Here is a 24,579-nt window from a genome sequence, read left to right on the forward strand (position 1 = left end):
ACGTGTCACTCACACACGGTCCCGTCCTCGGGAGCGGAACCCTCCAACAGGTAGGTGTCCACCGCATCGTCCACGCAGGAGTTACCCATCCGGTAGCCGGTGTGCCCGTCGCCCTCCCGGGTCAGCAGCACCCCCGGTTCCAGCTGGTCGGCCAGGTTCTGCGACCACTCGTAGGGGGTGGCCGGGTCCCGGGTGGTGCCCACCACCAGCAGCTCCTCGGCTCCGGCGGCGTCCAGCTGCTTCTCCCCGGCGACGGCCTCCTTGGGCCAGTAGGCGCACGGCAGCGCCCCCCACACCAGTGAGGCGCCGAACAGCGGGGCGTCCTCGTCCGCCTCGGACGCGGCCTTCCGGTAGGCGGCCGGGTCGCGCGGGCTGGGCGAATCCGAGCAGTTCACCGCCATGAGCGCGGCGCTCTTGTTCGCGTAGTTGCCACCGGGGTAGCGCCCGTACATGTTGTCGCCGAACCGCAGCAGCGCGGTGCCGTCGCCGTCGAACGCGGCCCCCAGCGCCGACCGCAGCTGTGGCCACCGCTTCGCGCTGTACATCCCGCCCAGCACGCCGGTCTCCGCCCAGGCCCGGGTGACCTCGCGCTCACCGTTCCGGTTCTCCAGCGGCTCCTCCCCCGCCTTATCCAGCAGCTCGCCGAGGCGGTCCACCCCCGCGTCCGTGCTGGTGTCCGACCCTCCGAGGGGGCACTCGGAGTGCTCCAGGCAGTCCGACACGAAGGCGCGCACCGACGTGTGGAACCCGTCCGCCTGCTGGCGCGCCACCTCGACCTGGTCGAGGGTGGGGTCGATCGCCCCGTCCAGCACCATCGCGCGCACCCGGTCCGGGAACCGGTCCGCGTAATGCGCGCCGATGCTGGTGCCGTAGGACTTGCCGAGGTAGGTGAGCCCCTCGTCCCCCAGGACACCGCGCAGCACGTCCAGGTCCGCGGCGACGTTCGTCGTGCCGAGGTGGTTGATCAGCTCACCGGAGTTCTCCTGGCACGCCTGCACGAACTCCTCGCTGCTGCTGGTGAGCTGCCGCACGCCCTCGTCGGTGACCTCGGCCATGTCGCCGTTGCCGTCGGCGGTGTCCACGTCGCTGCCGAGGAACGCGTCCAGCTTCTCGGGGGACAGGCACCGCACCGGGGAGCTCTCCCCCACCCCGCGGGGGTCGAACCCCACCAGGTCGAACCGCTCGCGCACGTCCCCGGTGACGATGTCGCTGGCCATGCTCACGTACTGGAGTCCGGAACCGCCGGGGCCGCCCGGGTTGACCACGAGCGAGCCCGTGCTGTCGCCGCTGGCGGGGAGGCGTTTCACCGCGATGTCGAGCGTCTCGCCGTCCGGGTCGTCGTAGTCCAGCGGGACCTCGTAGCTCCCGCACTCGAACCCGTCCTCCTCGCTCCCGCAGTCCTCCCAGTCCACCTGTTGCTCGTAGAACCCGGTGAGCGCCTCCGGCGTCCCCGCGGTGTCCCCGCCCGACTTCCCTTCCCCGTCCCGGCCGCCGTCGTCCGGATCGCCGCCGCACCCCGCCGCGAGCAGCAGCACAGCGGCGCAGCCTAGCCCTACTGTCGTCCTCACCCGAGCCCGTCCCTCGTGTCGCTGACTGTCGTCCGGCCGGGGCGGCACCCGCCCACCCGCCACTCGCCGGCTCACCCCGTGTACAGGGCCGCCGTCATCGCCTCCAGGGCGATCTGCGGGTGCACGTTGGCGGAGATCCGCTCCCGGCAGTCCATGATCGCGTCGATCCGCCGCAGTGTCGCCTCCGGGGTTCCGGACCGAGCCACCCGCCGCAGGTCCTCCCCCTGGGCGGCGGTGGACAGCTCCACCCGCGCACCCACCTGCAGCGCCAGCACGTCGCGGTAGAACGCCACCAGGTCCATCAGGGCGGTGTCGTAGGTGTCGCGCTTGATGCGGGTCGCGCGGCGCTTCTGCTGCTCCTCGAGTTCCTTGACCGCGCCGGAGGCGCCCCGCACGGCCTTGGCGACCCCCTTTCCGGTGCCGCCCTCGCCGAACGCCGCCTTCAGCTCCGACTTCTCCTGTTCGTCGAGGGCGCTGGTCGCCTCCTTGGCCTCCTCCTCGGCCAGCTCGTACAGCCGCGCCGCCGCGGAGACGCAGGAGCTGAGCCCGTCCAGCCGGGCCGGGATGGCCAGCACCTCGGCGCGGCGCTGCCGGGCCTTGGGGTCGGTGGCGAGCTGGCGGGCGCGGTCGATCTGCCCGCCGGCGGCCCGCGCCGCCTCGTTCGCGGTCTCGGCGTCGACGCCGTCGCGGAGTGTCAGCGCGTCGACCACGTCCGCCACGGGCGGGGTGCGCAGGGTCACCTGGCGGCAGCGGGAGCGGATCGTGACGAGGAGGTCCTCCGCGGTGGGGGTGCACAGCAGCCACACGGTGCGCGGCGACGGCTCCTCGATCGCCTTCAGCAGCGCGTTGGAGGCGGCTTCGGTCGCCCGGTCGGCGTCCTCGAACAACACCACCCGGAACCGTCCTCCGGTGGGGCGGGAGGCCGCCTGCAGCACCAGCTCACGGGTCTTGTCCACACCGAAGCTCAACCCGCTGGGGCGGACGTACAGCACGTCGGGGTGGCTGCCGGCGAGCACCTGGTGGCAGGCGTCGCAGTGGCCGCAGCCGCCGTCGGGGCACTGCAGCGCGGCGGCGAACGCCCGGGCCGCCTCCCCGCGCCCCGAACCGGGCGGGCCGGTGAACAGCCACGCGTGTGTCATTCCCGCCCCGGGGCCGCCCGCGAGCAGGTCCCGGGCGGCGTCCGTCGCCGAACGCAGCGTTCCCGCGGCCGTTTCCTGGCCTACAAGGTCATCGAAGACGCTCACGGTCCAAGGATAGGAGCCAATCCCCGTCCGGTGCGCCCGCCAGGCCGGGGCCCGGGGTCCGCACCGCCGCGGACGGCCCGGACCCCGGTCCGGTCACTCGTCGATGATGGGCATCATGCCGGTGACCGCCTCGGACTCGCGCGGCACCGGGTCGGGCAGGATGCGGCGGACACGGCGCCGGACCTCCCGGAAGATCTCCGCCTCCCCGTCCCGGGCGTCCAGCACCAGGTAGCGCCCCGGGTCGCGGGCGGCCAGGTCCCGGAAACCGGCCCGCACCTGGGTGTGGAACTCCTCCGATTCGGACTCGATCCGGTCGTGTTCGCCGCTGTTGCGCGCCAGCCCCTCCTCCGGAGGGACGTCGAGCAGCACGGTGAGGTGCGGGACCAGCTCCTCGGTCGCCCAGTCGTTGATCCGCTCCATGCCGGCGCGGGACAGCTCCCGTCCCGCCCCCTGGTAGGCGAGGGTGGAGTCGACGTAGCGGTCGCTGATGACGATCGCGCCGCGCCGCAGCGCGGGCAGGATCACCGACTGGACGTGGTTGGCGCGGTCGGCGGCGTACAGCAGCGCCTCCGCCCGCGGCGACATGGGGGTGTCGCCGCGTTCCAGCAGCAGCGTCCGCAGCCGCATGCCGAGTTTGGTGGCACCCGGTTCGCGGGTGGACACCACCTCGAAGCCCTCGTCTCGCAGCCACACGGACAGCTGACGCGCCTGGGTGGACTTGCCGGCGCCCTCACCGCCCTCGAAGACGATGAACGTGCCCGGCAGCTGCTCGGTGGAGACCGGCGGGGCGGCGGGCGCGCCACGCAGCACGGTGGCGACCTCCGCCCGCAGCGACCCCTGCAGGCCGCGGGTCATCCGGCGGTAGCACACCGCGGCGGCGACGTGGGCGACCAGTCCCGCGCCAGCCAGTACCACGCCGGTTCCCCACAGGCCGTAGCCGACGTCACCGCTTCGGACCTGGTGGTCGCCGACGGGCCAGGCGAGCAGCGGGGCCACGATGGCGGAGGCCACCAGCACGAACCGCAGGGCGGGGTGGAGGAAGTCCAGGACGCGCTCGTGGTCCTCCTCGTCCGACTGGCGGGCCAGCAGGACCGTCCCCGCCGACCAGGCGAGGCCGGCGCCGAGGCCGGTGAGCGCGGCGAACACCGCCGCCACCGCCATGTCGCCCACGAGGCCGACGACGATGAGGGACGCGCCCGCCAGGCCGGCGGCCAGGCCGAACAACCGTTCGCGGCTGACGTCGCGCAGCAGTCGCGACCCGCCGAACACGCCCAGCGCAGTCCCGGTGGTGACCGCGGCGACCAGTACCCCGAACCCGGCGTCACCCGCGCCGAGGTGGGACACGTGGACGCGCCCCGCTCCCACGAGCAGGCCTCCGGGGACGAAGACCGCGAGCATGCCCCACGCCAGCCACCGGCGCGCCGCCGGAACGACCGCGGTGCGGGTCCGCTCGCGCAGCGTCGGTATCGGGCGGGTCCCCTCGGCCTGCTGCGTCGTCTCCTCGTCCTCCCGGGACTCCTGGGATTCCCGGGCCGCGGACGGAACCCACCAGAGGAGGACGCCGGCCGCAGCGAACGCGACGGTGTTCGCGTACAGGGCGACGTCGGCCATCGGGGAGAACAGGCCCTCCAGCAGCCACCCCGCCACCGCCAGCACGGCGAACACGGCGGCGGCGAGCGGCGCGGTGCCGTGCGGGGTGAGGTGGAGGAACCGCCGGGCCCGGTCCTGCCGGTTGTCGGCGACGAGTCCGGCGAGGGCACTGTTCGTGGCCTGCGCCCGCGCCACGGCCGCGCACTCGGAGAGGAACGCGACGGCCAGCACCCACTCGACCGTGGCCACCAGGGGTACCGACACGAACAGGGCCACCCGCACGGCGTCCGCGACGGCCATGACCAGCCGGGAGTCGACCCGGTCGGTGGCCAGCCGCAGCAGCGCCGGAAGGAGGAGCCGCGCCGCGAGCTTCGCCCCGAGCACCCCGGCGACGGCGGCCTCCGGCGAGAACGGCTGGTGGCCCTGGGAGAGGGTGAACGCCAGGGACAGCAGGGCGAGCAGGGCGAGCCACCCGCCGAGACTGGAGAGGGAGTAGGAGAACCACAGCCGCCGGAACGGCCGGTCCTCGAGGGCGTCGCGCACCGCGCCGCCCGGTGCCGCGAGGGGGACGGATCCACTCATCGGCGATCCGGGGCGCGGCCCCCACCCTTCCGCATGGGGAGGAATTCCCGCGAAACCGTCAACATGCACCCACTCTCTGGTTGGTCAGGGCATCGGTAACCAGCACCGGTCCGCGACGGCCGTTCCCGGTGGGTGGCGGTTCCGCACTGCCCGGCCGTGGGCCGCGAACCGTCCGGGCCACCTGGCCGTGCCTGTGGAACACGCGGGTGGAACGCCGTGCGGCGGCTGCCGCGGAGGACTGCCCGCGGCACTGTGTCCGGCCAGGCGGGAGCGCTACCGTGGGAGCCAGCCGCGGTCACCGGTGAACCGCAGCGGCGGACCTCCCGTCCACTCCAGCGGGGTGGCGACCGTGCCGACGCTGAAGGCCGTGTTGTCTCGCACCCTAACGCCGCCCGCCGGAACAGGCGAGATCAGAAGAATAACGACAGGCCTCAGCCGGACTCGTCACTGTCGCCGGAGCCGCCGCTCTTCTTCGTCGTGCCGGTGGAGGTGTTCGTGGAAGTGCTCTTCTTCCCGGTACCGCTCTTCCCGGTGCTCTTCTTCGTGCCCGTGCCGCTCTTCGACCCGCTGCTCTTCGTGCCGCTGCTCTTCGACCCAGTGCTCTTCGACCCGGTGTTGTTCGTGCCGGTGCTGTTCTTCTTCGCCGGTGCCTTGGCACGACGGTCCGCCAGCAGTTCGGCCGCCCGCTCGTCGGTGACCGAGGAGACCTCGTCCCCCTGGCGCAGGGAGGCGTTGACGTCGCCGTCGGTGACGTAGGGGCCGAACCGGCCGTCCTTGATCACCATCTGCTTCCCGCTGTGCGGGTCCGTGCCCAGCTCGCGCAGCGGCGCGGCCGCCGCGCGCCGCCCCCGCTGCTTGGGTTTGGCGAACAGCTCCTTGGCCTCGTCGATCGTGATCGTGAAGATCTGCTCCTCGCTCTCCAGGGAGCGACTGTCCGAACCCTTCTTCAGGTAGGGGCCGAACCGGCCGTTCTGGGCGGTGACGTCCTCCCCGTCGAGCTCCCCGACGACGCGCGGCAGCGACAGCAGCCGCACCGCGTCCTCCAGCGTGACCGTGTCCAGCGACATGGACTTCAGCAGCGAGGCGGTGCGGGGTTTGGGCCCCGACTTGGCTTTGGACTTCGACTTCGGCTTGGTGTCGGTTTTGCCCTTCTCGCCGTTGTCGTTGTCCGGCTCCTCCAGGATCTCGGTGACGTAGGGGCCGAACCGGCCGTTCTTGGCGACGATGGTGCGCCCCGTCTCCGGGTCGGTGCCCAGCTCCCGGTCCTCACTGGGCTGGGCGAACAGCTCCTCGGCCTTCTCGCTGGTGAGCTCGTCCGGCGCGAGGTCCTCGGGGATGTTGACCCGCTGGCCGTCCCGTTCCATGTAGGGGCCGAACCGGCCCACCCGCAGCACGATGTCGCTGCCCGGGATGGTGAAGGAGCTGATCTCCTTGGGGTCGATCTCGGCGAGCTGGTCGCCGACCAGGTCCTTCAGCCCGGTCTCCTCGTCGTCGCCGAAGTAGAACTGGCGCAGCCACGGCACGCTCTCCGTCTCGCCGCGCGCGATCCCGTCCAGCATGTCCTCCATGCGGGCGGTGAACTCGTAGTCGATCAGGTCGCCGAAGTGGCGCTCCAGCAGCTGCACCACGGCGAACGCCAGGAACGACGGAACCAGCGCGGTGCCCTTCTTGAACGCGTAACCGCGGTCGAGGATGGTGCCCAGGATGGAGGCGTACGTCGAGGGGCGGCCGATCTCGCGGTCCTCGAGCTCCTTGACCAGACTGGCCTCGGTGTAGCGCGCCGGCGGGCGGGTGCTGTGCCCCTCGGCGGTGACGCTCTCGGTGGCCAGGGAGTCGCCCTCCTCCATCGGGGGCAGCCGGCGCTCCCGGTCGTCGAGCTCGGCGTTGGGGTCATCGGATCCCTCCACGTACGCCTTGAGGAAACCGTGGAACGTGATGACCTTGCCGGTGGCGGAGAACTCGGCCTGCTCCCCCGCGCTGGAGGACCCGGCGACGCGCACCGTCACCGACTCGCCGACGGCGTCCTTCATCTGGGAGGCGACGGTGCGTTTCCAGATGAGGTCGTACAGCCGGAACTCCATCCCGGTGAGTCCGGTCTCGGCCGGGGTGGCGAACGTGTCCCCGGAGGGGCGGATCGCCTCGTGCGCCTCCTGGGCGTTCTTCACGTTGCTGGTGTAGACGCGCGGTTTCGACGGGAGGTAGTCACTGCCGTACAACCGGCTGGCCTGGTCCCGCGCGGCGGCGAGCGCGTTGTCCGACAGGGTGATGCTGTCGGTACGCATGTAGGTGATGAACCCGTTCTCGTAGAGCCGCTGGGCCACCTGCATGGTCTGTTTGGAAGACAGGTTCAGTTTCCGGGAGGCCTCCTGCTGCAGGGTGGTGGTGCGGAACGGGGCGTACGGCGAGCGTTTGTAGGGTTTGCGTTCCACCGACCGCACGGCGAAGTCCCCGCCGTCCAACCGCTGGGCGAGGGCGCGGGCGGACTCCTCGTCGAGGTGGAGCACACCCGAGGACGACCGCAGCGTCCCCTCGGAGGTGAAGTCGCGCCCGACGGCGACGCGGTTGCCGTCCACCGACACCAGCGCGGCGGTGAAGGAGGCGGTGTCCTCCCCGGCGTCGGCGCCGACGGTGTCGAGGACGGCCTTGAGCCCCCAGTACTCGGCCGGGACGAACGCGATCCGTTCGCGCTCCCGCTCCACCACCAGCCGGGTCGCCACCGACTGGACGCGGCCGGCCGACAGCTTCGGCATGACCTTCTTCCACAGCACCGGAGAGACCTCGTAGCCGTAGAGCCGGTCCAGGACGCGCCGCGTCTCCTGGGCGTTGACGAGTCGCAGGTTCAGGTCCCGGGTGTGCTCGGCGGCGTAGCTGATCGCCTCCTGGGTGATCTCGTTGAACACCATGCGTTTCACCGGCACGGTCGGGTTGAGTTCCTCCCGCAGGTGCCAGGCGATCGCCTCGCCCTCCCGGTCCTCATCCGTGGCGAGATACAGCTCGTCCGCCTCGGCCAACATCTCCTTGAGCTTCTTGACGTGAGCCTTCTTGTCCGTGTTGATGACGTAGAGAGGCTCGAAGTCATGTTCGACATTGACACCCAGCCGAGCCCACGGTTCGCTCTTGTACCGGGCCGGGATCTCGGCGGCTTTCGTAGGCAGGTCCCGGATGTGGCCGATGCTGGACTCCACGACGAACCCCTGGCCGAGGTAGCCGGCGATCGTCTTCGCCTTGGCGGGCGACTCGACGATCACGAGCCGGTTCCCGCCGTGGTTTCCGGTGTCCGTTGGGCCGTCCTTGCCGGCACTGCCCTTCTTGGGTGGCACGCTCTATCCCCTATATCTCGCCTTGCGCTGTCTGTGCGACCGACCGACCGGACCGCGAGCCATCCGGTCCCCAGCAACCGACAGTAACCGACGGCTCCGCGATCCGCCTCTCGGGACGACGGGCCGGTCCCGCTCCACGAATCCGCATCATTCCCCGAGATTCCGGTTCCCCGCACCCTGTATCCGAACGTTGTGGCGCGTACCTCGCCGGAAGCCGCAGAATAAAGGCGATGCTTGAGTACGAGTACCGGGATCTGGAGATTCCCCGCGGTACGACACGTAACGCCACCCGACAGGCCCTGACCGAGCACGCGGAATACGGGAGGTGGGAAATCGCCCGGGTGCGGGTTTACCGCGACGGGAGCCGCCGCGTCACCCTGTGCCGGAAGATCATCCGGCGGATGCGCACCATGTGATTTCCGGCACAGTGGTCCGGTCCCCGACAATCCGAGCCTATACCGCACCGCGGCGGGGCGCGTCCCGAAACGGTCCCACGACACACGAACGGCGAGTCCCCTCGGATGTTCGTCCGACGGGACTCGCCGACAGTGGTGCTTTGGCCCCTCCCCCGCCAGTCCACCGCGTTCCTTACGCGACGGGGAAAGCACCAGCACCGGCCGGGTGCCGCGGCCTCCGCGCCTCTCCCCTGCCAGTCCACCGCGTCCTTACGGGACAGGAGACGAGACGGCGTCGGCCGGACCCCGGGCCGCTACCGGGAGCAACGCACCCGGTAGCCAGTGGCTACAGGCCCAGCGTGTTCGTGACCTGACCCACGGGGTTGGTCGCCCCGGAAGGCATGTTCTCGGCGGCCTCCTGCGGCACGCCGGACAGCTCGCTCGGGGCGGCGGACTCGGCGGTGTCCTGCGCGGCACCACTCTCGGAAAGCCCCGTGTCCAGGTCCACCGTCTCGTCCACCGAGGGCGCGGGGAGCTCGTTGGTCAGCTCCAGGGTCTCCCCGGCCGGGGCCTCGGGCAGCTGCTCGCCCGTGTTCAGGGTGTCGTCCACGGGGGTGTCGGGGAGCTCGTTGGTCAGCTCCTGCGCCTCACCGGTGGGAGCCGTCTGGGACTCCCGCTCCACCCCGCTCGTGTCCTCGGCCGCCATGCCGGTGCTGTGGGACTTCGCTCCCTCGCTCACGATGGCGCCGGTGTCCTCGGCGGCCGCGCCCGCGACACCGCCCACGGCGCCGATGGCGTTGCCCGAGGCGTTCACCGGAACGTCCAGGTCCACGACGGCCTGGTTGCCGCCGAGCAGCGACCCGTTGCCGGAGGTGGAGATGTCGTCGCCGTGGCCGTGGCCCGCGGTCTGGTGCAGCACCGGGCCGGCGTCCACACTGTCGGTCTGCGCGTGCAGCGGTTCCGCGACCTCGCTCGCGCGGTCCAGCAGCGAGCCGGTGGTCGGCGCCGCCTGCGCGTGGCGCGCGTGCCCGCCGGAGGTGCCGCCCTCCTTCACCAGCGCGCCGGTGTCCTCGGCGGCCGCGCCCGCGACACCGCCGACAGCGCCGATGGCGTTGCCCGAGGCGTTCACCGGAACGTCCAGGTCACCAACGAGCTGGTTGCCGCCCACGGCGGAACCGTTGCCGGAGGTGGAGATGTCGTCGCCGTGGCCGCCCTCGATGACGGCGGCGCCGCTGTGCTCGGCGGCCGCGCCGGCGGTGCCCAGCACCGCGCCGACGGAGTTGCCGGTGACGTTCACCGGGACATCCCCGTCGAGGACGGCCTGGTTGCCGCCGACCAGCGAGCCGTTGCCGCTAGTGGAGATGTCGCCGTTCTTGTCGTGCACCACGGCACCGGTGTGGTCGGCCTTGGCTCCGGCGATGCCGCCGACGGCGCCGATGGCGTTACCGGAGAGGTTCACCGGAACGTCGGCGTTGGCGACGAGCTGGTTGCCGCCCAGCACCGACCCGTTGCCCGAGGTGCTCGGGTGGCTGTCGGCGAACGAGACGCCGGCGCCGAGCGCCACGAATCCGGCTGTCAGCAGCGCGGTATGTGCCGAAGTGCGCACCCACTTGCGCATGTGAAGGTCCTCTCGAACGAAATTCGCGGATGAGATGAAATGAACCAACCCCCGAGGGCTCCTGCGCTCCTGGAGGGAGCGCGGACCTCCGTGGCCTGGCTGCCATCCCGCCGCCCCGTATCTGGCCGAGTACGGGCCCGCCGGATGCGGTGGGGGGCACGCAGCGTGTCCCGCCGGATGCGGGAACGTGGCGCACGCCCGGTCAGCCCCGCTCTGGATGAGCGGGGGCTGGCGTGAATCCCGCCGCACGGCTGCCGCGCCGCGGGACTCGCGCCAGCCCCCGACACGCGGGTCGGGGGCTGCGTGGGATTACCCCTCGGCGCGGGCCTTGCGGAACCTGCTCAGCGCGATCGCGCCGGCTCCGGCGAGGACGGCCGCCAGGGCGGCGCCGACCATCGCCAGCGCGTTGGCGCCGGTGGTGGGCAGGCTGTCGTCGTCACTCTGGTTCACCGCGGGCTCGGTATCCGCGGAAGGGGACTCCTCGGGCTTTTCCTCGGACGGGGCTTCCGTGGTTGGGGAGGGGTCGGGTTCACTGTCGTCCTCCTCCGGCGGCGCGGTCGGGTCCTCGGGGGTGGGCTCCGGTGTGGGGTCGGGGTTCTCCTTGTCGCCGTCCTCGGGCGGGTTGTGGGGTTCGGTGCCGTCCGGGCCGTCCTCGTCGACCTCGGCGCCGCTGTCCTCGCAGTCGGCACCGGCGTTGCCGGCGACGCCGACCGCGTTGCCGCAGCCGTTCACGGGGACGTCCGCGTCGGCGTCCGCCTGGTTGCCGCCGACGATCGAGCCGTCGCCGCTCGTGCTGGTGTCCCCCGAGTCGCCCTCCTCGACCTTGGCGCCGCTGTCCTCGCACTTGGCGCCGGCCACACCCAGCACCGCGACCGCGTTGCCGCAGAGGTTCACGGGGACGTCCGCGTCAGCGTCCACCTGGTTACCGCCGCCGATCGACCCGTTCCCGCTCGTGCTGGTGTCGGCGTGGGCGAGGGGGGCGGTGGAGAGGACCCCGGCTGCCGCGAGGGCCGCGAGTGTTCCTACGGACGTTTTCGACATGACGTCTCCTTCCGGATTTCAGAATTGGATTTCGGAATTACGTGGAGTGAGGTTCGACATTGCGACATGTCAGCAGGAAGAGTGACTGACTAGGTGCGCTGTGTGTCCAGACGGGGTGTCACTCGCGCGTCTCGGGCGCGGAAAGGCCCGCGTTCAGCCGCTTCGTCGCTGACAGTGCGGAAAGGGCTAGTCGGGCGAGAACGAGGGGTCGTCCGCCGCGTCGCGGACGGCCGGGTGCACCGCGCCGGGCAGCGCGACGCGCTGGGCGTTCAGGCGCGGGAACTCCTGCTGGCTGCGCAGGAAACCGGCCGGTGCCGGCGCCCCGGGCGCGGACACCGTGCCGGTGGTCTCGGACGTGTCGTGCCAGCCCTGGCGGTCCGGTTGTCCGGAGCCGTCGTCGTGGCCGGCGTCCTTCTGCTGTTGCGGGGCCGGGTCAGCGCCGGCGCCGCGGTCCGTACCGAACGCCCCTCCCGCGTCCGGTGCGGACGGGGTCGGCTGCGCCTCCTCCGGTTCTTGCTGCTCGGAGTCCCGGTCGGAGTCCTGTTCCCGATCCCGCTGCGCGTCCGCCTCCTCGGCGGCCTCGGTGGCCCCCTCGGCACCATCGGTGCGGGGTTCCGGCTCGGCGGAGCGCTCGACGGTCCGTTCCAGGCCGTCGTTGATGTCGGAGACCGGCTCGGAGACCAGGGAGGAGTCGCCCAGCGACACGTCCCCGAGGGAATTCTCCTCCGCGGAGAGTTCCCCGTCGCCTCCCACGGTCCGCGAGACGGCCTCGTGCGCGCGCCGCCCGGTCTCCTCGAGCGCGTCGCGCGCCGACACGTCGGTTCCCTCGTCGATTCCGGACAGGAGGTTCTCGCCACCGTCCGCGGGAACGGGTGCGGCATCGTGCCCGCCGGGGCCCTCCGCCGTCGTGTCCGTGGCGGTGTCGGCACCAGCGGCGTCCCCCGCGGCGTCCACAGCAGTGGACACCTCGGGAAGGTCCGGCTCGGCGGCGCCCTCGGCCGCTGCGAGCGCGGCCCCTCCCAGGAGCCAGCCGGTGACCGTCAGTCCCACCAGGAGGAGCGTGCGGCGGAGAGTGTCGTCCATGGCACGGCAGACCGCATGGCTGAGGGATTCCCCCCGCCGGTCTGCGAACGCCATGATCGCCCCTCTCCGACACAGCCGCGTGGCACGGTCAGCCGCTTCGGTCGGCCGCTCACGCAGCACAACCTCTGCAAACTGAGAGTAACAGTAACACCACCCCACGCAACATGTACGGCAAAACGCGGGGAGCGTCGGTGTGTTTTTCGCTCCGGGGCCGGAGCTGCCGCCCGGGGAGCCCTCTCACACCGGGCGGCGGCACCGGCCGGCCGCGGGTCAGCTCATGCCGAGGAAACGGTCCAGCACCCGGGTGCCGAACCGCAGGCCGTCCACCGGAACCCGCTCGTCCACCCCGTGGAACATCCCGGCGAAGTTGAGCTCCGGCGGCAGCTGCAGCGGCGCGAAACCGTAGTTGCGGATGCCCAGCCTCTGGAAACTCTTCGCGTCGGTGCCGCCGGACATGCAGTAGGGCACCGCCCGCGCGCCCGGGTCCTCCGCCCGCAGGGCCCCACCCATGGCGTTGACGAGCCCGCCCTCGAAGTCGGTCTCCACCGAGGGGAGGTGGTGGATGAACTCCCGCGACACGTTCGGCCCCAGCAGCCGGTCGATCTCGGCGAAGTACTCATCGCCCATACCCGGCAGGAACCGGCCGTCCACCTGGGCGCTGGCCGCGCCGGGGATGACGTTGGCCTTGTAGCCGCCGTCCAGGACGGAGGGGTTGGCGGTGTGGCGCAGCGTGGCGCCGATCATGCTGGCGATCGGTCCCAGCCGGGCGACGGTCGCCTCGGCGTCGTCCTCCCGGAACTCGATACCGAACGCGTCGCACACCTCCTCCAGGAACGTCCGCACCGTCTTGGTGAGGCGCACCGGGAACTCGTGGCGGCCCAGCCTGGATACCGCCTCCGCCAGCTCGGTGACGGCGTTGTCGTCGTTGACCATCGACCCGTGCCCCGCCGTGCCGCGTGCGGTCAGCCGCATCCAGGCGATGCCCTTCTCCGCGGTCTCCACGAGGTACAGCCGCCGGTTCTCCGACACGGTGAAACTGAACCCGCCGACCTCGCTGATGGCCTCGCTGCAGTCGGCGAACAGTTCGGGGTGCTGGTCCACCAGCCACTGGGCTCCCCAGGAGCCGCCCGCCTCCTCGTCCGCCAGGAACGCCACGACGATGTCCCGCGGCGGGAGACGGCCCTCCCGCATGCGCTGCCGCAGCACCGCGAGCGTCATGGCGTCCATGTCCTTCATGTCGATGGCGCCGCGCCCCCACAGGCAGCCGTCGGCGATCTCGCCCGCGAACGGCGCGTGGGTCCAGTCGGCGGCGTCGGCCGGAACCACGTCCAGGTGGCCGTGGACCAGCAGCGGCGCGCGGCTGGGGTCGGCGCCCGCCACGCGGGCGACCACGCTGCTCCGGCCCGGGTGGGACTCGTAGATCGCCGGTTCGATCCCGACCTCGTCCAGCTTCTCGGCCACGTACTCGGCCGCCGGGCGTTCGCCGGGGCCGGAGTGGTCGCCGTAGTTGGACGTGTCGATGGTGATCAGGTCTCGGCACAGGTCGACGACCTCGGCTTCGGCCGGGCTCAACCGCTCGCTCCCGTCGGCCATGGAGCAGCTCCTCTCGGGGGTCGGCGCGTCGTTGGCGGGCCCCCATGATCCCGCCCGGAGGAAAACGATGCACGCTCACCCTCATACTTTTGCTACAGTTAACCGTGTTCGGCGCGATGCGCCGAGCGGATACTACGTCCGGATGGCGGAAACGGTAGACGCGCTAGCTTGAGGTGCTAGTGCCCGGATAGGGCATGGGGGTTCAAGTCCCCCTCCGGACACCAGGCGACCGGCTTTGCCGTAGGTCAGAGACCTGAGGCGGGGCCGCGGGAACAGGGCCGCATTTGAGCCAGTACGCATTCAGTACACATGGCTCAGGTGCGGCCGTTCTTTGTTTCGCCTCCCCGTTCCCGCGCGGTAAGGGCGGAAACGGCGCTCCCGCCCCGCTCTCTTCCGGCTCCGCCCGCTCAGTCGGCGGCGCCGGGTTTGCGGCCGACGCCGCAGCGGCTCGCCGAGGCTCCGGGAGTGAGTGTTCCGACGCCGGCGGGGTCGGGCCGCCACTGCGGACAGGGGACGACACCGGGAGCGACGGGCTCCACTCCGCGGAAGAACGCCGCGATCCGCTCGGGACTGCGCGCCCGGTACGGCAGCGGGACGGACTCGTTGTACGACTCCAGTGCCTCGTTCGCGGCGGGTTCGGTGTCGGTCCCGTCCCACACCGCCAGGTAGCTGCCGCCCGGAAGTTCTCCCAGCAGCCCGTCCACGACCGGGTGGACCTCCTCGTCGGGGACGTGGCCGAGGACGCCCATGAGCATCAGCGCGACCGGTCGGGTGAGGTCCAACCGCCGGCGGGCGGCCCCGATGATGGCCGCGGGGTCGCGCAGGTCGGCGTGGATGTAGTCGGTGCTGCCCTCCTCAGTGCCGACCAGCAGGGCGTTGGCGTGGGCCAGCACCAGCGGGTCGTTGTCCACGTAGACGACGCGGGACTCCGGCGCCACGGCCTGGGCGACCTCGTGGGTGTTGTTCACGGTGGGCATGCCCGATCCGATGTCCAGGAACTGGCGCACCCCGGCCTCACCGGCCAGGTAACGCACCGCGCGCCCCAGGAACGCCCGCCCCTGGCGGGCGTAGTCCCGGATGCCGGGGAAGCGCGCGCGGAACTCGTCGGCGACCTCGCGGTCGGCGGCGTAATTGTCCTTCCCGCCGAGCCAGTGGTTCCAGATCCGCGCCGAGTGCGGCACGGTCGCGTCAACCGGCGGTGGCACCGGAGGGCCGACGGGGGCGGCGTCGCTCATGGGTTCGGGGCCCTTCACCGAGGGGGTGACCGAACGTGGCACGTCCGGCACGGTCGCGTGGCACAGCCTTCCGAACCGGCAGCGCGATGGTCAACCGGTCCCCGCCCCGGTGGCCGGTACCGGCCACATCCCCTGCGGCGCGGGACGTACGGGAATCACGAGGTGAGGACGCGCACCCCGAAGAGGACGAGCACCCCTCCCGCGAGCTGCTCCATCCGCTGGGTGACGGCGGGGCGGCGCAACCACCGGGCGAGACCGCTCGCGGCGGTGATGACGAGGGCGAGCCACATCGCGGTCTCCACCACGTACACGGCACCCAGCGCCAGCGACGCTGCGCCTGCGGACATCCCGTCCGGCACGAACGCCGGCAGGAAGGTGACGAAGAAGACGCCGATCTTCGGGTTCAGCAGGTTGGTCGTCGCCCCGGTCGCGTAGGAGCGCAGCGCGGCAGCGGCAGCGCCGCCGCTGCCGGTGTCCTCGACGGCGGGTTCCCGCTTCGCGAGCAGGCCGCGGACACCGAGGTAGAGGAGGTAGCACGCTCCCGCGACGCGCAGCACGGTGTAGGCGGCCTCGCTCGCCTGGAGCACGGCGGCGATACCGAGGGCGGCGGCGCCCGCCCAGACGGAGAGGCCGGTGAGGATGCCGAGCGTCGTGGCGGTTCCGGCCCGCCAGCCGCTGTTCACGGTGCTGCGCAGCACGAGGGTGCTGTCCGGGCCCGGAGTGACGACGAGCAGCCCGGCAGCCGCGACGAACGACAGCAGCAGGTACGCCATCCGGGGAACGTAGCATCCGGGGCACCCGCGGCCTCCGCTACCGGAGGGGTAGCCGGGCCCCGCTCTCCTCCTCGGAGCGGGGGCCGAGGATGCGGCGCTCCGCCTCGGTTATGGGCACATCGTTGATGCTTGCCTCCCGGCGGGACATGAGCCCGTTGTCGGCGAACTCCCACATCTCGTTGCCGTAGCTGCGCCACCACTGGCCCGTGCTGTCGTGGCACTCGTACTGGAAGCGCACCGCGATCCGGTTGCCGTGCACCGCCCACAGCTCCTTGCGCAGGGTGTAGTCCAGCTCGCGCTGCCACTTCCGCCGCAGGAAGGCGACGATCTCCTCGCGTCCGGTGACGAACTGGTCCCGGTTACGCCACACCGAGTCCTCGGTGTAGGCCGAGGCGACCCGCTGCGGGTCGGTCGTGTTCCACGCGTCCTCGGCGGCCCGCACCTTCTGCTGGGCCGTGTCCCATGTGAAGGGGGGAAGCGGTGGTCGTGCGGTCATGACATCCTCCCACTGAAAGAGAACGGTCGTTCTCCAACTGGTGCTAGAATAGAGAACGGACGTTCTCGACAGCAAGCCGGGAGGTGCCGTGGACCGCGCCGAAGCCACAGAGCGGCTGCTCGACTCCGCGGAACGCCTGTTCTACACGCGTGGCGTGCGGGCGGTGGGTATGGACGAGATCCGCTCGGACTCCGGGGTCTCACTCAAACGCCTCTACCAGTGTTTCCCGTCCAAGGAGGAACTCGTACTCGCCTACCTGCGCCGCCGGGACGAGCGGTGGCGAGCGTCACTGGCCGCGGCGGTGACCGAACAGGCCTCCGGGGCTCGCGACCGGGTGCTCGCCGTCTTCGACTGGCTGCACGAGTGGTTCTCCCAGCCGGACTTCCGCGGCTGCGCCTTCCTGAACTCCGCGGGAGAGCTCGGTCCGACCTCTCCCGCTGTGGTGCAGGCCGCCCGCCAGCACAAGGACGCTGTTCGGAGCTACCTCGCCACCCTCGCCGCCGACGTTCCGGTACCCGACCCGCAGGAGACAGCGACCCAGCTGCACCTGCTGGTCGAGGGGGCCATCGCCTCAGCGGCGGTGACCGGGACCCCCGAACCGGCACGTCACGCCCGGCACGCGGCCGAGGCCGCACTCGCCCGTTCGTGACCCGGGACCGGACGGTCCCCGGAGGAGCAGCCGAACCGGCCGCGCCGTGCTCGGGAGCCCCGGGAGCCGTGGTTCCCCGGGCCGTGCGGCACGAGGACCTCCCACGGGGATCCGTGCTTTGTTATGGTCCCTCGCGTGGACCTGGTGACAACGCGCCGCGGCGGACGGCGCCCGGGCGGACCCCCACAGCACCCGACCCCTCCGGGACCGCGGACGTGACGGGCAGGGAGACCGACCCCGCCGACCATCCGGACAAGGAGGTCCGTGAGGTTCTCCGGAAACTCGCGAAGGACGGGTGGCGGCTGACCAAGGAGGGGCACTGGGGAGCGCTGTACTGCCCATGCGGCTGCCTGCGCATCCAGGTTCCCGGAACACCGGGAACCTCCTCCCGCGCCGCGCGGCGCATCGCGTGGAGCGCGCGGCGCTGCCCCCTACCGCCGGACGACCCGCGGCGCCGGCCGAACGCTGCGGACGACTGAGTGTCCCCCGTCTCCCGGCTCGCACGTGACCGGGGTCGTCCATCTCACCGACACGTCCGTTGACCCTCGTCAACAACAGTAGGATACTTTCCGTGAGACGAGCTGACGGGAGGATCCCGGCCACGCCGCTCTCCCGGGAAAGGCAGCGACCGATGTTCGAGTACGAGTTCACCTTCGTCCTGGACGGCATCACTCTCGACGACGAGGACACCGTTCGCGCCCTCACCGACGAGCTGGACCCTGTGCTCTTCTCCGTGCACGGCACCGTGCACATGACGGTCGCCGGGGAGGGTCCCGACGCGACGGCCGCCGCGCTGGCCACAGCGGAGCGCGCCCGCAGGCTCGCCCCCGGGCTGCGGCTGCTGCGCCTGGACCGCGACATCGTCGGGGTCGCCGACATCGCCGAGCGCACCGGCCGCAGTCGGCAGAACGTGAACCAGTGGGTGAACGGAACGAGGCACGGCGAAACCCCGTTCCCCGCTCCCGAGGGCACGGCCGGACGCCATCCCGTGTGGCTGTGGTCGGAGGTCAACGACTGGCTCCGCCGGTACGGGATCGACGACGGGGAGAACCGCCCCACACGCGCGGAGATGGCCGACATCGACTACCTCCTGCGGCACGGCTCCCGCACCGCGCGCCTGCACGTGGACCTCGGCGGTGTACACAACGGCGAGGACATCGCCCGCCAGCTGAAGCAGCACGCCAGCACCACACCGCAGTTCGTCGAGTTCCTGCTGCGCCACCCCGAGGTACGCGACGCCCAGGGCAAGCACATCCTGGTCGTCTCCCGTCCCGACGAGGCCGTCACCGACCTGTTCCAGCGGCTGGAACGCTACGACCGCCCCGTTGTTCTGGTCACCGTCCGCGACCGGATCCACGCCCGGGTCCTCGCACCGGGGGTGGGGGCCGACGCTGACCCCGTGCCGTTGGAGCCGGAGGCCACGGTGGGCGACTGGCTGGGGCTCATCCGGCTCTACCCCGGCCACGCGTTCGCCGTCGACTCCGGTGACGACGCGCTGGGGGCGGCGCCGGGGGACAGCTCGCTTCAGCTCACGACGGCCTGAGGTGACGCGTCCCCCGCCGGGGAGAGGTCACTCCTGCTCCTCCCGTCCCGACGCGTCCGCGGCCGCGTTCGCCGACGGGGGTCGGCGGCGCGCCGCCGACCCGAGGTGGGTCGCGCGCAGCTCGTCCATGAGGCTCTCCCACAGCGGCGGGCCGCCGTGTTCGAGTTCCTCGGCCCGGCGGCCCAGTCACGAGCGCCGCGTAGCGGCGCGCCGCGAGGGCGCGGTCCACGTCCACCAGCCGCACCCACAGGTTGTCGACCGTGGCCGAACGCACCGCACGCGCGTCGTGGAGCAGGTGCGGCAACGGCTCGTCTACCGCCCCCGTGTACTCGATCCGGTCACACCCCTCCTCCACACGCGTGAGGAACTCCCACAACGCGGCGTACGCCCGCCGTGTCACCGCCGCCAGCTCGACGACCCGCACCGTTCCACCGGCACCGGCGCCGACTGGACCCGGTAGAACACGTAGCCGGTGGCCTCACCGTCCGGGCACTGGTGCACGGCGAAACGCAGCGACGACGCCCCGTCGCGCACGTGCTCCTCGTCGTACAGCCGGGCGTCCCAGAACCTGGCGGGTCGGGCGAGCCAGCCGACCGCCCCGCCGCGGGCCCGCTCATAGACCTCCTCGAGAAGAGGGCGGGCGCTGTCCCGGTCGAACAGCCGGACGGTCCCGTCGCCGAGGTCGGTGCCGGACCGCAGCCGCATCTCCCGCCGCTGCCCCTCGATCCGGGCCACGTGGGAGGCTGTGCCGTACCCGTAGCGGCCGTAGATCATGGCCTCGGCGGCATTCAGCGCGGCCACCGGTTCACCGCCGGACTCGTGCAGAGCGGTGAGCTGCCCGCGCATCATCGCGGTCATGATCCCCCGCCGCTGGTAGGTGGGGGTGACCGCTACCAGTGTGACCCCCGCGACCGGGAGCACGGCGCCGGGAACCGTCATGGTCCGGGTGAGGATGGCACCGCCGCCGACCACCTCCCCGCCGTCGAACGCGGCGGTCGTGCGGTCCAGCTCGATGGTGCTCGCCGCGTTGCGCAGGGCGCCCTCGCGCCACTCGCTGCCGTAGGTGTCGCAGGTCATGCGCGCCCACGCGTCGAACTCACCGGGTTCGAGGGGGCGCAGGGGGTAGGGGTCACGCATCCCGCCTATATACCAGGGCTATTTCATTCTCGGGTGTGGCGGGTGTAGCTGCTGGTCAGGGGAGCCTGAGAAGGTCAAGGGGACGGGTGAAGCACTCGTAGCTCACCCATCGGTAGGCCGCGGGGATACTCGCGAACCCCAGCCCTGCCAGCACCCCGATCGCCACATCGCGCAGCAGCGCCATGTTCTGCGGAGCGTTGCCTGTGCGCACCCGTGAGGCGTCCTCGCCCAAGCTCACATCGCGGATGTGGTGGCGGGCCTCGATGCCCCAGTGCCCGCGCACCAGGCTCGCCAGTTCTGCGGCCGTGACGCTTTCGGCCGGCAGGCTCGTGACCAGGTAGGCGTAGCTGCGCCGGACTCTGCCCGTACAGGACTCGCGCACCCATCGATGAATACGCATCACCTGACGGGCGTGGGGAAATGCGATGCGCGGTGCGGTCAGCACCTTGGCGGTGCGCACCTCGACCCGCCCGTGGGCGTGCTCACGGGCGGCCTCCAGCACCGGCGCCTGCGCCCAGGGCAGCGCTTTGGCCTGGGAAAGCAATGTGGGCTGGTTCGCCTTGACTGTCAGCAGGTACTCAGCCCCGCGTGCGACGAGCCAGCGGGCAGTGCCGAGTTGGGTGTGCAGCGCATCGGCGCTGATCACACACCCCGTGATGTCGACGTCGGCCAGCAGGTCGGCCACGGCGGCCATCTCACTGGCCTTGTCGTCCACGCGGACCTGGGCGACGGTGCGTCCGGCCGGGGTCATCGCCTGGAGCAGATGGGCGGCCGCAGCGGTGCGGGTGGCCGAGCCGCGCAGGCTCTTGCCGTCCATGACCAGCACCGCGATCTCCTCGGCGGTGTGGAGCCGGGTGAGCGTCTGCGGGTCCAGGGCGGTGAGGACGCGGCGGATCGTGGCGGGGCTGGGCGCCTGGCGGGTGCCCAGGGCGGGGTCGGTGATGCGGGCGCCGAGCCGGGCGAGGGTGTGCTGGGGCGCGTTGGCGGCCCACTGGCCGATCGCGGCCAGGCAGCGGGCGCCGGCCAGCACCGCGCACAAACCGGTGAGGATCACGCAGCTCAGCGGGTGGCGGCGTCCCCGCCGGTCGCGGGGATCACTGTCCTCGGCGGGCAGGATCGGCGTCGCGGACGCGGCCAGGGCGGACGAGGGCATGGCAGACTGAAGGCGCAACGGAGTCCCTTGGAAGTCAGAGATGTGAGAGTCCCTGCTCTTCTAGCGGGCTCCGTTGTCGTGTGTGCGGGCTTCTTCTGGATCGCTACAGGGCTGTGACCGGCTCCGCCATCATCCGCACCCGACTTTGAAACCGCCCTGCCTATATACCGGATTCCGGGAACACGAAGCGAGGGAAATAACGCCCCGGGTGGGGTGCCCTGTCCGCAGGGCACCCCAGGACTTGATGCCGGGAATCGCAGCACCCTGATGGTCTGCCTCATCCGCTCCGAAGAGCGGATGAGGCAGTTCGCGTTCGTGTAGTCGTCGCGGCCGCGCAGGTTGCGATCCTCATCCGCTCCGAAGAGCGGATGCAACATCCGACAGCGCGGACTCAGAGCACTCCCCCTGGTTGCGATCCTCATCCGCTCCGAAGAGCGGATGCAACGGGGCGTTTCCGAGACGCTTGGAACGCGATTCGACAGGTTGCGATCCTCATCCGCTCCGAAGAGCGGATGCAACGGGCTACTTAGGAGGACCTAACGATGAGCGAACGTTGCGATCCTCATCCGCTCCGAAGAGCGGATGCAACGCCGCGCCGCCGCCAGGTTGGTCCGCGTCGCGGAAGTTGCGATCCTCATCCGCTCCGAAGAGCGGATGCAACAACTGCGCATACGGACGTGTGACCATGGCAGGCAGTTGCGATCCTCATCCGCTCCGAAGAGCGGATGCAACGCGGGGAACTGCAAACCGGCACGCAGCGGAGAGGCTAGTTGCGATCCTCATCCGCTCCGAAGAGCGGATGCAACTCATGCTTGACGCTTCCCACCTGGTCAGCAGCGAGGGTTGCGATCCTCATCCGCTCCGAAGAGCGGATGCAACCCCATGACCAGGTAGGACCCATGACCTTCCCTCCAGAGTTGCGATCCTCATCCGCTCCGAAGAGCGGATGCAACGTTGGTTCCCAGCAGCTCGGCGTGGTCGGGGCCGTTGCGATCCTCATCCGCTCCGAAGAGCGGATGCAACCCCACCGGAAGGAACCGGCAAGATGCTTGCGGCGGTGGTTGCGATCCTCATCCGCTCCGAAGAGCGGATGCAACGTGGGAATCACACCAGCGGCCGCAGCATTCGGAGTTGCGATCCTCATCCGCTCCGAAGAGCGGATGCAACGCATGCGACTGAGCAGCTCGTCCCGAGGGATTCCGGTTGCGATCCTCATCCGCTCCGAAGAGCGGATGCAACGGCAGGTGACCAGGGAAAACGCCATCGCTTCCCTTAACAAAGTTCACCATGCCCATGAGATTGCTACCTTACTGTCCGATTCTTGCTTGAGAACCACCCCGGAACCACATGACCACTCCCGGTTCCTAAGCTGGTCCCACCAGACCTTTGGAGACAGCCATTATCGTACAGATGCCTCGACCCTCGTGGACATCTTCCGTTGGTTCCGGGAAAGTACGAAGGATCGACTCGGTGAACGTCGCCTAGCTGGGCCGTCCCCGGGGCACCGCAGACATTGGCGCTGCGTGGACCCACACCTACCCGCGTCGGGAGTTCGCTCACCCGGGAAGGGCTGGCGGAGTTCCACTCCGGTCACACCGCTTGGGTCCTCACCCCGCGCGGCGCCGAGGTGTACCTGAACGCCGCCCGCGCCGACGCCGGAACGCCCGCACAGGGGAAGCGGCAACGGCTGACCGTCCGTCCCGACCTCAGCGACGCGGACCGGGAACGCCTCCATCATGCTCAGTTCGGACAGAGGCACACGGCGGGAGAACCCTCGCATCAGGCCGGCCGGTTCAGGCTCGAACAGTTCCTCGGGCTGGTCTTCGTCGGAGGGGTTTCTCCCTGCTCCCCGTCCTCATGATCGATCTGACACTGCTCGCCTTCGTCGCGGTCGCCATGGTGGTGGCTCTGCTCGTGGCGACCTCCAGCTTGGCGCAACTCAAAAAAACGCGACGAGCGGGATTCCCCGGATGCGGTCCTCCACGAGTTCCGGGACAGCTACGTCAGCGCCGACATGCTCGACGGACAGGCCGAGGCGCTGTTGGGGCTCGTGCGGGATGCGGTGGACACCGTGCTCGGGTCGTCCTGCACCGGGAAGGGATGCTGCTGGACCCGGTGCGCGGTCGGGTCGTACTCGCCGAGCTCGATGTGCTCGCCGCGTCGACCGTCTAGGAGCGGGCGGGGGACCACCAGCAGGACGAGGTCCTGGGATCCCTGGACCGGGTCCGGGAGTTCGCCCGCCGGATCGTCGAGCTGACCGCCCCGCAGGAGTGAGGCACGCCGCACCGCGCCGCGCCCCGCGCGATCCGGCGCTTGGGCCTACCGGCCGGTTTCGATCCCCGCACTACCCGCCAATGCCCTGCGTTTGTGCACATATAGTTTCTGGCTGACTACAATACGCACTAACCTCCTGCGTTTCGGTCTCCGAAACGCGCGCAGGTCATTGTCCGTACTGGTGATCGAACCACACCCCGTCTGGAGACCCCGTTGTCGCGTTACTCCCCTCCCCGGTCGGTGCACCTGGTGGGTAGCTACCCCGCCGCCACCGTGTCCGAGGCGCTGGCGGTGCCGATGGAACAGGTCGATTCCCGGCTGCGCAGCCTGGCGGACGGTGAGGTGGCGGAACGCAGCAGTTGGATCGCGCACATCGTGGAGCGGCTACGTGAGCACCCCGATGTCACGCTGGTGACCGACGGGGACTGGTCGAGCTACACGGACCGCCCCGTGTTCCGCGTGCGCAGGGGCCACGAGTTCCGGCCGGAGAGCCTGCGGCTGGGCTACGCCGCGCAGGCCCGGGAGAGCTACGAGACGTTCAGGGAGCTGCGCTCGGACCGCGGGCTGCACGACCTCGACTTCCAGGTCGGGATCCCCAGCGACCTGGACCTGGCGTTCTTCCTCTTCGAACCCGTCAACGCGTTCAGACACCGGCCGGTGGTCCGCGCGGCACTGGCCGAAGAACTACGCGAGATCCACTCCTGGAACCGTGACGACGTCATCTTCCAGATCGAGTGCCCGATGGAACTGGTGCTGGCGGCGGGCACCCCCTCGCCGCTGCGGCCCGCGCTAGCGGCGCTCCTGGTCAACGGGATCCTGGGGCAGGTCGCGGCCGCTCCCCAGGGCAGCCGGTTCGGGATCCACCTGTGCTTCGGCGACCTCAACCGCGAGGGCCTGTGGCGCGCCCGGGACACTCGCCCCGCCGTGGCCCTGCTGCGACGGCTGCTGCGGGCCTGGCCGCAGGGACGCACCCTGGAGTACGTGCACGCCCCGCTCGGCAGCGGGGACTTCCCGGCGCTGCCGGAGGCGAGGGCCTACCTGCCGTTGCGGGAACTACGGGAGCTGCCCCGCGACGTCCGCTTCGTCGCCGGGTTCGCCCACGAGCGGCAGACCCTGGAGAGCCAGCAGGTGACGCTGCGGCTGGTCGAAGCGGCGCTGGGGCGCCGGGTGGACGTGGCCGCCTCGTGCGGCCTGGGCCGCTGCACCCCCGAGCAGGCCGCCGCGAACCTGCGGCGCGCACGGGAACTCGCCGACCTCCCGCCCCAGCCCGGAGGCGGTACCTGAG

20 protein-coding genes, 1 tRNA gene, 1 pseudogene and 1 CRISPR repeat array are annotated in these 24,579 nt (G+C 71.0%); of the genes and pseudogenes, 7 read left to right on the forward strand and 15 right to left on the reverse strand.

All coding sequences use genetic code 11. From position 1 onward, the window contains the following. Nucleotides 1–5: 5 nt before the first annotated feature. The 4 genes from FHX37_RS15640 to topA all read right to left on the reverse strand — a co-directional run bounded on the left by FHX37_RS15640 (nt 6) and on the right by topA (nt 8,304). Nucleotides 6–1,535, reverse strand: a complete 1,530-nt coding sequence (locus tag FHX37_RS15640) for an alpha/beta hydrolase (RefSeq protein WP_246062315.1) — start codon at nt 1,533–1,535, stop codon at nt 6–8. Nucleotides 1,536–1,639: 104 nt separating this feature from the next. After that, a complete protein-coding gene (locus FHX37_RS15645; RefSeq protein WP_141924593.1) occupies nt 1,640–2,812 on the reverse strand; it encodes a DNA polymerase III subunit delta' in 1,173 nt (390 codons plus the stop codon). A 93-nt stretch (nt 2,813–2,905) separates the two neighbouring features. After that, the gene (tmk, locus tag FHX37_RS15650) at nt 2,906–4,984 is read right to left on the reverse strand and encodes a dTMP kinase (protein WP_141924594.1); all 2,079 of its coding nucleotides are present in this window, start codon (nt 4,982–4,984) and stop codon (nt 2,906–2,908) included. Between the two features lie 431 nt (nt 4,985–5,415). Continuing rightward, entirely contained in the window at nt 5,416–8,304 is a 2,889-nt protein-coding gene (topA, locus tag FHX37_RS15655; protein WP_141924595.1) for a type I DNA topoisomerase, read from the reverse strand. Between the two features lie 230 nt (nt 8,305–8,534). Here topA and FHX37_RS15660 point away from each other — a divergent pair, with 230 nt between their 5' ends. Further along, nucleotides 8,535–8,720 (forward strand): DUF5703 family protein, encoded by a 186-nt coding sequence (locus FHX37_RS15660; protein ID WP_141924596.1) that lies wholly within the window; start codon nt 8,535–8,537, stop codon nt 8,718–8,720. A 325-nt stretch (nt 8,721–9,045) separates the two neighbouring features. On the opposite strand, the gene FHX37_RS15665 is transcribed toward FHX37_RS15660, so the two are convergent. From FHX37_RS15665 to FHX37_RS15680, 4 genes are all read right to left on the reverse strand, one after another. Beyond that, nucleotides 9,046–10,317, reverse strand: a complete 1,272-nt coding sequence (locus FHX37_RS15665; RefSeq protein WP_141924597.1) for a hypothetical protein — start codon at nt 10,315–10,317, stop codon at nt 9,046–9,048. A gap of 309 nt (nt 10,318–10,626) precedes the next feature. Beyond that, nucleotides 10,627–11,358, reverse strand: a complete 732-nt coding sequence (locus tag FHX37_RS15670; RefSeq protein WP_141924598.1) for a chaplin family protein — start codon at nt 11,356–11,358, stop codon at nt 10,627–10,629. A 186-nt stretch (nt 11,359–11,544) separates the two neighbouring features. Beyond that, nucleotides 11,545–12,495, reverse strand: coding sequence for a hypothetical protein (locus FHX37_RS15675; RefSeq protein WP_141924599.1), 951 nt, complete (start codon nt 12,493–12,495; stop codon nt 11,545–11,547). Nucleotides 12,496–12,711: 216 nt separating this feature from the next. Next, a complete protein-coding gene (locus FHX37_RS15680; protein WP_141924600.1) occupies nt 12,712–14,034 on the reverse strand; it encodes a M20/M25/M40 family metallo-hydrolase in 1,323 nt (440 codons plus the stop codon). Between the two features lie 136 nt (nt 14,035–14,170). Here FHX37_RS15680 and FHX37_RS15685 point away from each other — a divergent pair. Continuing rightward, nucleotides 14,171–14,258 (forward strand) — tRNA-Leu (locus FHX37_RS15685). A gap of 183 nt (nt 14,259–14,441) precedes the next feature. On the opposite strand, the gene FHX37_RS15690 is transcribed toward FHX37_RS15685, so the two are convergent. The 3 genes from FHX37_RS15690 to FHX37_RS15700 all read right to left on the reverse strand — a co-directional run bounded on the left by FHX37_RS15690 (nt 14,442) and on the right by FHX37_RS15700 (nt 16,538). Beyond that, complete coding sequence (locus tag FHX37_RS15690; protein WP_141925300.1) at nt 14,442–15,269, reverse strand: SAM-dependent methyltransferase; 828 nt, start codon at nt 15,267–15,269, stop codon at nt 14,442–14,444. 155 nt (nt 15,270–15,424) lie between these two features. Then, nucleotides 15,425–16,042: a LysE family translocator gene (locus FHX37_RS15695; protein WP_141924601.1), complete on the reverse strand. Its 618-nt coding sequence runs from the start codon at nt 16,040–16,042 to the stop codon at nt 15,425–15,427. A gap of 37 nt (nt 16,043–16,079) precedes the next feature. Beyond that, entirely contained in the window at nt 16,080–16,538 is a 459-nt protein-coding gene (locus FHX37_RS15700; RefSeq protein ID WP_141924602.1) for a nuclear transport factor 2 family protein, read from the reverse strand. A gap of 88 nt (nt 16,539–16,626) precedes the next feature. Here FHX37_RS15700 and FHX37_RS15705 point away from each other — a divergent pair, with 88 nt between their 5' ends. The 3 genes from FHX37_RS15705 (at nt 16,627) to FHX37_RS15715 (ending at nt 18,730) form a co-directional block, all read left to right on the forward strand. Continuing rightward, nucleotides 16,627–17,187, forward strand: coding sequence for a TetR/AcrR family transcriptional regulator (locus FHX37_RS15705; protein WP_141924603.1), 561 nt, complete (start codon nt 16,627–16,629; stop codon nt 17,185–17,187). A 215-nt stretch (nt 17,188–17,402) separates the two neighbouring features. Then, complete coding sequence (locus FHX37_RS15710) at nt 17,403–17,666, forward strand: hypothetical protein (RefSeq protein ID WP_141924604.1); 264 nt, start codon at nt 17,403–17,405, stop codon at nt 17,664–17,666. A gap of 152 nt (nt 17,667–17,818) precedes the next feature. Further along, entirely contained in the window at nt 17,819–18,730 is a 912-nt protein-coding gene (locus tag FHX37_RS15715) for a helix-turn-helix transcriptional regulator (RefSeq protein WP_141924605.1), read from the forward strand. Between the two features lie 298 nt (nt 18,731–19,028). On the opposite strand, the pseudogene FHX37_RS24125 reads toward FHX37_RS15715, so the two are convergent. From FHX37_RS24125 to FHX37_RS15725, 3 genes and pseudogenes are all read right to left on the reverse strand, one after another. Then, a pseudogene (locus FHX37_RS24125) lies at nt 19,029–19,154 on the reverse strand (hypothetical protein); the annotation flags it as partial. Beyond that, the gene (locus FHX37_RS15720; protein WP_211351846.1) at nt 19,127–19,867 is read right to left on the reverse strand and encodes a GNAT family N-acetyltransferase; all 741 of its coding nucleotides are present in this window, start codon (nt 19,865–19,867) and stop codon (nt 19,127–19,129) included. The pseudogene FHX37_RS24125 and the gene FHX37_RS15720, both read right to left, overlap by 28 nt. A 55-nt stretch (nt 19,868–19,922) precedes the next feature. Next, the gene (locus FHX37_RS15725; protein WP_141924606.1) at nt 19,923–21,020 is read right to left on the reverse strand and encodes an ISAs1 family transposase; all 1,098 of its coding nucleotides are present in this window, start codon (nt 21,018–21,020) and stop codon (nt 19,923–19,925) included. A 338-nt stretch (nt 21,021–21,358) separates the two neighbouring features. After that, a CRISPR array of direct repeats spans nt 21,359–22,259; the repeat unit is 37 nt; unit sequence GTTGCGATCCTCATCCGCTCCGAAGAGCGGATGCAAC. 274 nt (nt 22,260–22,533) lie between these two features. Here FHX37_RS15725 and FHX37_RS15730 point away from each other — a divergent pair. Further along, nucleotides 22,534–22,881, forward strand: coding sequence for a hypothetical protein (locus FHX37_RS15730; protein ID WP_141924607.1), 348 nt, complete (start codon nt 22,534–22,536; stop codon nt 22,879–22,881). A gap of 137 nt (nt 22,882–23,018) precedes the next feature. On the opposite strand, the gene FHX37_RS15735 is transcribed toward FHX37_RS15730, so the two are convergent. Continuing rightward, entirely contained in the window at nt 23,019–23,306 is a 288-nt protein-coding gene (locus tag FHX37_RS15735) for a hypothetical protein (protein WP_141924608.1), read from the reverse strand. Nucleotides 23,307–23,507: 201 nt separating this feature from the next. Here FHX37_RS15735 and FHX37_RS15740 point away from each other — a divergent pair, with 201 nt between their 5' ends. Next, nucleotides 23,508–24,578 carry a hypothetical protein gene (locus FHX37_RS15740; RefSeq protein ID WP_141924609.1) on the forward strand — a complete coding sequence of 357 codons (1,071 nt, stop codon included), beginning with the start codon at nt 23,508–23,510 and terminating at the stop codon, nt 24,576–24,578. Nucleotide 24,579 lies beyond the last annotated feature (1 nt).

Source organism: Haloactinospora alba, from assembly GCF_006717075.1.
In the GTDB taxonomy this organism is placed as follows: Bacteria; Actinomycetota; Actinomycetes; order Streptosporangiales; family Streptosporangiaceae; genus Haloactinospora; species Haloactinospora alba.

Coding starts and splice junctions, on each gene's coding strand:
- tmk (WP_141924594.1), bottom strand. CDS start 4,984: ATGAGTGGATCCGTCCCCCTCGCGGCACCGGGCGGCGCGGTGCGCGAC.
- FHX37_RS15660 (WP_141924596.1), top strand. CDS start 8,535: ATGCTTGAGTACGAGTACCGGGATCTGGAGATTCCCCGCGGTACGACA.
- FHX37_RS15665 (WP_141924597.1), bottom strand. CDS start 10,317: ATGCGCAAGTGGGTGCGCACTTCGGCACATACCGCGCTGCTGACAGCC.
- FHX37_RS15670 (WP_141924598.1), bottom strand. CDS start 11,358: ATGTCGAAAACGTCCGTAGGAACACTCGCGGCCCTCGCGGCAGCCGGG.
- FHX37_RS15675 (WP_141924599.1), bottom strand. CDS start 12,495: ATGGCGTTCGCAGACCGGCGGGGGGAATCCCTCAGCCATGCGGTCTGC.
- FHX37_RS15680 (WP_141924600.1), bottom strand. CDS start 14,034: ATGGCCGACGGGAGCGAGCGGTTGAGCCCGGCCGAAGCCGAGGTCGTC.
- FHX37_RS15690 (WP_141925300.1), bottom strand. CDS start 15,269: ATGAGCGACGCCGCCCCCGTCGGCCCTCCGGTGCCACCGCCGGTTGAC.
- FHX37_RS15695 (WP_141924601.1), bottom strand. CDS start 16,042: ATGGCGTACCTGCTGCTGTCGTTCGTCGCGGCTGCCGGGCTGCTCGTC.
- FHX37_RS15700 (WP_141924602.1), bottom strand. CDS start 16,538: ATGACCGCACGACCACCGCTTCCCCCCTTCACATGGGACACGGCCCAG.
- FHX37_RS15715 (WP_141924605.1), top strand. CDS start 17,819: ATGTTCGAGTACGAGTTCACCTTCGTCCTGGACGGCATCACTCTCGAC.
- FHX37_RS15720 (WP_211351846.1), bottom strand. CDS start 19,867: ATGCGTGACCCCTACCCCCTGCGCCCCCTCGAACCCGGTGAGTTCGAC.
- FHX37_RS15725 (WP_141924606.1), bottom strand. CDS start 21,020: ATGCCCTCGTCCGCCCTGGCCGCGTCCGCGACGCCGATCCTGCCCGCC.